The following is a 7878-nucleotide window of genomic DNA, read 5'->3' as shown; positions in this document are numbered from 1 at the left end:
CCCGCCCTGCCCCAGCGGCTCGTCGGCATCGAGCGCGGTATCGAGGAGTGGTTGGACCGCTACCGCCCCGACGCCGTCGCCGTCGAGCGCGTCTTCGCCCAGCACAACCTCAGCACCGTCATGGGCACCGCCCAGGCCAGCGGCATCGCCCTGGTCTGCGCCGCCCGCCGAGGCCTGCCCGTGGCCCTGCACACCCCCAGCGAGGCCAAGGCCGCCATCACCGGCAGCGGCCGCGCCGACAAGGCGCAGGTCGGCACCATGGTGGCGCGTATCCTCGGACTCGACGGACCCCCCAAGCCCGCCGACGCGGCCGACGCCGTCGCGCTGGCCATCTGCCACATCTGGCGCGGCGGGGCCCAGGCCCGCGTCGCCCAGGCCCAACAGGACTTCGCCCGCAAGGTGGAACTGGCCCGCCGTATCCGAGGCCGGTAGCGCCCGCCCCAGGAAGGGAAGGAGAAGGGCACCGTCCCCGGTGCCCACACCAGATGATCGCGTTCCTCACCGGCCGGGTGGCCGCACGCGGCGCGGGCAGCGCCGTGATCGACGTCGGCGGGGTCGGCATGACCGTGCAGTGCACGCCCTCCGCCCTGTCGCACCTGCACGTGGGCGAGACCGGAACCGTCGCGACCAGCCTCGTCGTCCGCGAGGAGTCCCTGACCCTGTTCGGGTTCGCCGACGACGACGAGAAGCACCTGTTCGAGCAGCTCCAGACCGCCTCCGGCGTCGGCCCGCGCCTGGCCCTGGCCATGCTCTCGATCCACAGCCCCTCCAGCCTGCGCCACGCCGTGTCCACCGAGGACACCGCGGCCCTCACCCGCGTCCCCGGCATCGGCAAGAAGGGCGCCCAGCGCATCGTCCTGGAACTGCGCGGCAAGCTCGACGCCCCCGTGCCCACCGACGGCGCCCCGCCCGGAACCGAGGCCGCCTCGCCCCGGGGCGAGGCCAACGGCGCCTGGCGCGGACAGGTGGTCTCCGGCCTGGTCAACCTCGGCTGGTCGGCCAAGGACGCCGAGGCCGCGGCCTCCTCCGTGGCCTCCGAAGCCGAGCACACCGACGACGTCGCCGCCCTGCTGCGCAGCGCCCTGCGCAGGCTCAGCCGCGCCTAGGAGGAGTCTCCCTTGTACGAATCCCCCGGAGGACCCGGACCCGCTCCCGACGGGGACGCGCCCTACGAGCGCGACGCGGTCTCGCCCGACGCCAGCATGGACGACCACCAGGTCGAGGGTGCCCTGCGCCCCCGCGCGCTGGACGAGTTCGTCGGCCAGGAGCGCGTACGCGAACAGCTCTCCCTGGTACTGGACAGCGCCCGCCGCCGCAACCGGGCCCCCGACCACATCCTCATGTCCGGCGGCCCCGGCCTGGGCAAGACCACCCTGGCCATGATCATCGCCGCCGAACTCAACGCCCCGCTGCGCATCACCTCGGGCCCGGCCATCGAACGCTCCGGTGACCTGGCCGCCGTGCTCTCCACCCTCCAGGAGGGCGAGGTGCTCTTCCTGGACGAGATCCACCGCATGGCCCGACCCGCCGAGGAGATGCTCTACGTCGCGATGGAGGACTTCCGGGTCGACGTCGTGGTCGGCAAGGGCCCCGGCGCCACCGCCATCCCGCTGGACATCGCGCCGTTCACCCTGGTCGGGGCCACCACCCGGGCGGGCATGCTCCCCGCGCCCCTGCGCGACCGCTTCGGGTTCACGGCGCACATGGACTTCTACACCCCCGCGGAGCTGGAGCTCATCCTGCACCGCTCGGCGGGTCTGCTCGGCGCGCCCCTGGGCGAGGACGCCGCCGGGGAGATCGCCGGGCGCTCGCGCGGCACGCCCCGGATCGCCAACCGGCTGCTGCGCCGGGTGCGCGACTACGCCGAGGTGCGCGGCGACGGCAGGTTGTCGCTGGCCACCGCCCGCGCCGCGCTCGAACTCTACGAGGTGGACGAACTGGGCCTGGACCGGCTGGACCGCGCCATCCTGGACGTGCTCATGAACCGGTTCCGCGGCGGACCCGTCGGCCTGTCCACGCTGGCGGTGTCGGTGGGGGAGGAGGCCGAGACCGTGGAGGTCGTCGCCGAGCCCTTCCTGGTCCGGTCCGGTTTCCTGGCCCGCACCCCCCGCGGCCGGGTGGCCACCCCGCAGGCCTGGTCGCACATGGGCCTCACACCGCCGCCGGACGCGGCCTTCGGCGCGGCGGCGGTCAACGGCGGCAACGGCACCACGGGGAACTCCACTCCCAACGGCAACTCCGGTAACGGCGGTACGGCGAGTCCCTGACCAGTGTGTCTGACACGGGCGACCGGTCCGGGCACAATGGGTTCCAGGTGCGAGGGCCGGGGCGAACCGTTAGCACTCCGATCTCCGTCGGTGGGATGTCGGTGACCCACGCCACGTAAGCTGGACGAACCAGCCGATACGGGGCAAGGCTCCGTACGTGTCGTTCGACACCGGTGGAACGAGTTGGCCACCTGGCGCGTTGTACGTGCCGGATGCGGTTCGGACCACACGGTTCGGGCCGAATGCGAAGAAGGTGGCCGTCGCGGTGTCCGAGCCGACAGCCGTCGGCCACACGACGAAACGTCAGGAAGGACGCCCCCGTGCAGGGCCTTTACCACCTCGCTGCCGAAGGAGAGCCCACCGGCGGGCTCCTCGGCATGCTGTTCCCGTTCCTGCTGATCCTTCTGGTGTTCTGGCTGCTGTTCTGGCGCCCGGCCCAGAAGCGCCGCCAGCAGGAGACGAAGATGCACAACTCCCTGGTGCCCGGTGTCGAGGTGATGACCAAGGCCGGTATCTTCGCCACCGTCGTGGAGATCCACGAGCAGGACGTCCTGCTGGAGATCGCGCCCGGAACCCGCATCCGCATGCTCAAGGCCGGTGTCGGCGAGGTCGTGACCCCGGCCGCCGACGACACCCCGGTGGAGGACCGTCCCGACTTCGGCGACGACGACAAGCCCAAGGAGTAGGCGGCGCCTCTCCGAGCGGTTCCTCCTTCGGCNCGTCCGGGAGCCGGTACCGCCGTGTCCGGACCCCCGACCCGGCCCCCGTACCCGACGTACCACCAGCAGAAGGCCCAGCGCACATGCCCGACGACACCGTGATCGCGGAACCCCTCCCGAACCCGGAACTCATCCAGGCGCACATCCGCGACATCCCCGACTTCCCGCAGCCCGGGGTCCTGTTCAAGGACATCACGCCGCTGCTCAACCACCGGCAGGCCCTCGCCGCCGCCGTGGACGGCCTCGCCGCGCCCTTCCGCGGCACCGGCGTGGACCACGTGGTCGGTCTGGAGGCGCGCGGGTTCATCTTCGGCACGCCGGTCGCCATGGCCCTGGGCGCGGGGTTCGTTCCCGCGCGCAAAGCCGGGAAACTGCCCTCGGAGACCATCGGTCAGGCCTATGATCTGGAGTACGGCACCGCGACCGTCGAGATCCACGCCGACGCGGTCACCCCGGGCAGCCGTGTGCTCATCGTCGACGACGTGCTCGCGACCGGCGGCACCGGCAGGGCCGCGGTGGACCTGGTCCGCAAGGCTGGTGGTACGGTCGTGGGATTCTCCGTCCTGATGGAGCTCTCCGCGCTCCGGGGGCGGGACAAGGTGCCCGACGTGGAGCTGCACACCCTCCTCACGGTCTGATCCGGCCGCCCCGCGCCGTAGCCGACGCCCCTCCCACGGGGGAATTCACGACGGCTCGTCATCGTTGACGTACTCCACCACCGGGAGTGATCTCCCGGTGGCCTGCGTCACACCCGCCGACCGGTGCGGCGGGAGCGGGAACGCCGAGGCCGCTCCTCACGGGGGCGGTCCCACTAGACTGGTGGGAGAGGTACCGCGGCGGTCACGTCACGACTGGCCCTGATGACACGCACGTGCACCGGTGGAGCCGGGCGGCGCCGACGGCGCCCGGGCGACCCGGGCGGATCCGCGGGAGGTAGGCATGCCAAACGAAGTGGTTTCGACCGGGGCGGTGACGGCGAGCGCGACGCGTCGGGACGCCTCCCAGGAACCGCGGCCGGCCATGCCGGGAGGGCACGCGGACGGCACCGGTGCGCCGGACGCGACCACGAGACCACAGGGAGACCGCCCGGAGGGCGCCGCGGTACAGGCGGCGCCCTCCGACGTCTCCGGAGCGGGAGCCACGCGGCAGCCGGCCCCCTCCACCACGCCCTCCACGGTGCGAGTACGCAGAAGGCTCGCCCGACTCGGCGCCCAGCGGGGAGTGACGATGAACCCGGTCCTCGAACCACTGATCAAGACCGTGCGCGCCACCCATCCCAAGGTGGACGTGCGGCTGATCGAGCGTGCCTACGAGGTCGCCGCCCACCACCACCGCGACCAGAAACGCAAGAGCGGTGACCCCTACATCACCCACCCGCTCGCCGTCGCCACGATCCTCGCCGAGCTGGGCATGCAGGAGGCCACCCTGGCCGCCGCCCTGCTGCACGACACCGTCGAGGACACCGAGTACTCCCTGAACGAGCTGCGCGCCGACTTCGGCGACGAGATCGCCGAGCTGGTCGACGGCGTCACCAAACTCGACAAGGTCAAGTACGGGGAGGCCACCCAGGCCGAGACCGTGCGCAAGATGGTCGTGGCCATGGCCCGCGACATCCGGGTACTGGTCATCAAGCTGTGCGACCGCCTGCACAACATGCGTACCCTGCGCTATCTACCCTCCCGGGCCAAACGGGAGAAGAAGGCACGTGAAACCCTGGAGATCTTCGCTCCACTCGCCCACCGGCTGGGCATGAACACCATCAAGTGGGAGCTGGAGGACCTGGCCTTCGCCACCCTCTACCCCAAACGCTTCGACGAGATCGCCCGCCTGGTGTCCGAGCGCGCCCCGCGCCGCGACGTCTACCTCCAGGAGGTCATCGAGGCGGTGTCGGCGGACCTGCGCGAGTCCAAGCTCAAGGCCACCGTGCGCGGGCGTCCCAAGCACTACTACTCGATCTACCAGAAGATGATCGCCCGCAACTGCGGCTTCGACGAGATCTACGACCTCATCGCCGTGCGGGTCCTGGTGGACAGCGTCCGCGACTGCTACGCGGCCCTGGGTACCATCCACGCGCGGTGGAACCCCGTGCCGGGGCGGTTCAAGGACTACATCGCGATGCCCAAGTTCAACATGTACCAGTCGCTGCACACGACGGTCATAGGGCCCTCGGGCAACCCGGTCGAGCTCCAGATCCGCACCCGGGCGATGCACCGGCGCGCCGAGTACGGCATCGCCGCGCACTGGAAGTACAAGGAGGACCGCGGCAGCGGGGGCGAGAGCAAGCCCAGGGGCAGCTCCGACATGCAGTGGCTGCGCCAGCTCATCGACTGGCAGCAGGAGACCAAGGACCCGGGCGAGTTCCTGGAGTCGCTGCGCTTCGACCTGTCGGTGCAGGAGGTGTTCGTCTTCACGCCCCAGGGCGACGTCATCTCCCTGCCGCAGGGCGCCACCGCCGTGGACTTCGCCTACGCCGTGCACACCGAGGTCGGCCACCGCACCGTGGGCGCCCGCATCAACGGACGCCTGGTGCCGCTGGAGAACGAGCTGCACAACGGCGAGACGGTGGAGATCCTCACCTCCAAGACGCCCGACGCCGGTCCCAGCCGCGACTGGCTGAACTTCGTCAGGAGCGCCCGCGCCCGCAACAAGATCCGGCACTGGTTCACCAAGGAGCGCCGCGAGGCCGCCATAGAACTGGGTAAGGACGAGATCGCCAAGGTCATGCGCAAGCAGGAGCTGCCGGTCAAGCGCCTGTTCAGCGGAGAGGCGATCATCGGCCTGGCCAGCGACCTGCGCTACCCGGACGTGGACTCGCTGTACGCGGCCGTCGGCGAGCGCCAGGTCAGCGCCCAGCACGTGGTCGGCAAGCTCGTCGACTCCATGGGCGGACTGGAGAGCCACACCGAGGACATCGCCGAATCGGCCCTGCCCACCAAGGCGGCGACCCGCCAGCGCCAGCACGGCAACCCGGGAGTGGTCGTGGAGGGCGACGGGGACGTGTGGGCGCGCCTGTCCAAGTGCTGTACGCCGGTGCCGGGCGACGAGATCGTCGGCTTCGTGACGCGGGGCAACGGGGTGTCGGTGCACCGCAGGGACTGCGTGAACGCCCAGACCCTGGACACCGACCGCATGGTCAAGGTGGAGTGGTCGCCCACCGAGGACTCCATGTTCCTGGTGGCGCTGCACGTGGAGGCCCTGGACCGGTCCCGGCTGCTGTCGGACATCACCCGCGTCCTGTCGGACCAGCACGTGAACATCCTGTCCGCGACCGTCCAGACCAGCCGCGACCGCGTGGCGCAGAGCCGTTTCACCTTCGAGATGGCCGACCCCGCCCACCTGGGCAGCGTGCTGCGCGCGGTGCGGGGCGTGGACGGCGTCTACGACGTCTTCCGCGTCCGCAACTGAGCCCCGGGCGGGGCCCCAGGTGCCTCGCCGGGCACCCGGGGCACACGGCCCCGGTCAGATGCGGATCGTCGTCGACCGCACGATCTCGAACACCGGGTGCCTGTCGGCCTCGGCCGCGAACGCCTCCTCGGGGGCGTCCGGCGGTGCCTCGAAGTACAGCCCCACCACGGCGGCGCGCGGGTGGTCCAGGTACTCCTTCAACAGCGGAGCGGCCTCCTCGGGGCCCAGCTCGCGCACGCTGACCAGTTCGATCCAGCCGCCCTGGCGCAGCGTCGCGAAGCCGTCCTTGCGCAGGTTGCGCACCCAGTCGACCTCCCCGTAGGGGGAGACCAGGAACCGGCCCCGGTCGCTGTCCAGCACGCTGAGCGGGATGGTGCGCAGGAAGCCCGACTTGCGCCCACGCGTGGTGAGCAGGTGCAACTCGGGCAGGCACACCCCGTACTTGACGAAGCCGCTGACGAAGGCGTTGGCGGTCCGCCGCAGCCGCGTCATCTCGAACCGCTTCGTCGGCTCGTTCCCCATCTCGGCAACTCCCTCGCTCGGATGCTCCCCATTGTGGTGGTTGCGCGCGCCCGACGGCACCGGGGGAGGCCGACATCCCGCGACGAGTTCCCGTCGCTCCGCCCCGGTCGCCGCCTACCGGAACGCGGCGATCCCCGTCACGGCCTGGCCGATGCTGAGCGCGTGGATCTCCTCGGTGCCCTCGTAGGTGGCGACCGTCTCCAGGTTCACCATGTGCCGCATCACCGGGTACTCCAGGGTGATGCCGTTGGCGCCGTGCACCGAGCGCGCGGCGCCGGCCACCCGCTGGGCGGCGGCCACGCACGTGAACTTCCCGAAGCTCACGTGGTTGTGGTGGCACTTCCCCTCGTCCTTCAGGCGTCCGATCCGCAGTGCGGTCATGGCCGCCTGGTTGACGTCCGCCACCATGTCGGCGAGCTTGCGCTGGGTCAGCTGGAACCCGGCGATCGGCTGGCCGAACTGCTCGCGGCTCAGCGCGTACTCCAGGGCCGCCTCGTAGCAGGCCCGCGCGGCACCGGCCGCGCCCCACACGATGCCGTAGCGGGCCTCGTTCAGGCACGACAGCGGCGACCCCAGCCCCCGGGACCCCGGCAGCAGCGCGTCGGCGGGCAGCCGCACGTCCTCCAGCACCAGTTCGGAGGTGATGGACGCGCGCAGCGACAACTTGCGGTGGACGACGTTGGCCGAGAACCCGGGCGTGTCGGTGGGCACCACGAACCCGCGGACGCCCTCGTCGGTGGCGGCCCACACCACGGCCACGTCGGCGACCGAACCGTTGGTGATCCACATCTTGGTGCCGTTGAGCACCCAGTCCGACCCGTCCCTGCGGGCGCGGGTGCGCATCGACCCCGGGTCGGAGCCGGAGTCGGGCTCGGTCAGGNCGCGTTCCTGTGCTCCTCGGAGCCGAACTTGTGGATGGCCGCCATCGCCAGCGAACCCTGCACCGACACGAAGCTGCGCAGACC

At 71.3% G+C, this 7878-nt stretch carries 7 protein-coding genes and 1 pseudogene; 6 read left to right on the top strand and 2 right to left on the bottom strand.

Features of this window, described 5'->3' with window-relative positions:
- The 6 genes from D455_RS0117540 to D455_RS0117515 form a co-directional block, all read left to right on the top strand.
- Positions 1-432 (top strand): crossover junction endodeoxyribonuclease RuvC (locus D455_RS0117540; protein ID WP_017572017.1); only part of this gene is annotated, 432 nt, incomplete at its 5' end.
- Positions 433-485: 53 nt separating this feature from the next.
- Positions 486-1106, top strand: a complete 621-nt coding sequence (gene ruvA, locus D455_RS0117535) for a Holliday junction branch migration protein RuvA (protein ID WP_017572016.1) — start codon at positions 486-488, stop codon at positions 1104-1106.
- Between the two features lie 96 nt (positions 1107-1202).
- Positions 1203-2267 (top strand): Holliday junction branch migration DNA helicase RuvB, encoded by a 1065-nt coding sequence (gene ruvB / locus D455_RS0117530; RefSeq protein WP_051064656.1) that lies wholly within the window; start codon positions 1203-1205, stop codon positions 2265-2267.
- 320 nt (positions 2268-2587) lie between these two features.
- Positions 2588-2953 carry a preprotein translocase subunit YajC gene (gene yajC, locus D455_RS0117525; protein ID WP_026122721.1) on the top strand — a complete coding sequence of 122 codons (366 nt, stop codon included), beginning with the start codon at positions 2588-2590 and terminating at the stop codon, positions 2951-2953.
- A gap of 116 nt (positions 2954-3069) precedes the next feature.
- Positions 3070-3624, top strand: a complete 555-nt coding sequence (locus tag D455_RS0117520; RefSeq protein ID WP_017572013.1) for an adenine phosphoribosyltransferase — start codon at positions 3070-3072, stop codon at positions 3622-3624.
- Between the two features lie 589 nt (positions 3625-4213).
- Entirely contained in the window at positions 4214-6391 is a 2178-nt protein-coding gene (locus tag D455_RS0117515) for a RelA/SpoT family protein (RefSeq protein WP_017572012.1), read from the top strand.
- Between the two features lie 54 nt (positions 6392-6445).
- Here D455_RS0117515 and D455_RS0117510 read toward each other — a convergent pair whose 3' ends face one another.
- A complete protein-coding gene (locus tag D455_RS0117510) occupies positions 6446-6913 on the bottom strand; it encodes a nitroreductase/quinone reductase family protein (protein WP_017572011.1) in 468 nt (155 codons plus the stop codon).
- Positions 6914-7027: 114 nt separating this feature from the next.
- A pseudogene (locus D455_RS30850) lies at positions 7028-7878 on the bottom strand (acyl-CoA dehydrogenase family protein); the annotation flags it as partial.

The sequence above is a fragment of the Nocardiopsis halotolerans DSM 44410 genome (assembly GCF_000341065.1).
Classification (GTDB): domain Bacteria; phylum Actinomycetota; class Actinomycetes; order Streptosporangiales; family Streptosporangiaceae; genus Nocardiopsis; species Nocardiopsis halotolerans.
This window is presented reverse-complemented; position numbering and strand designations above follow the sequence as displayed.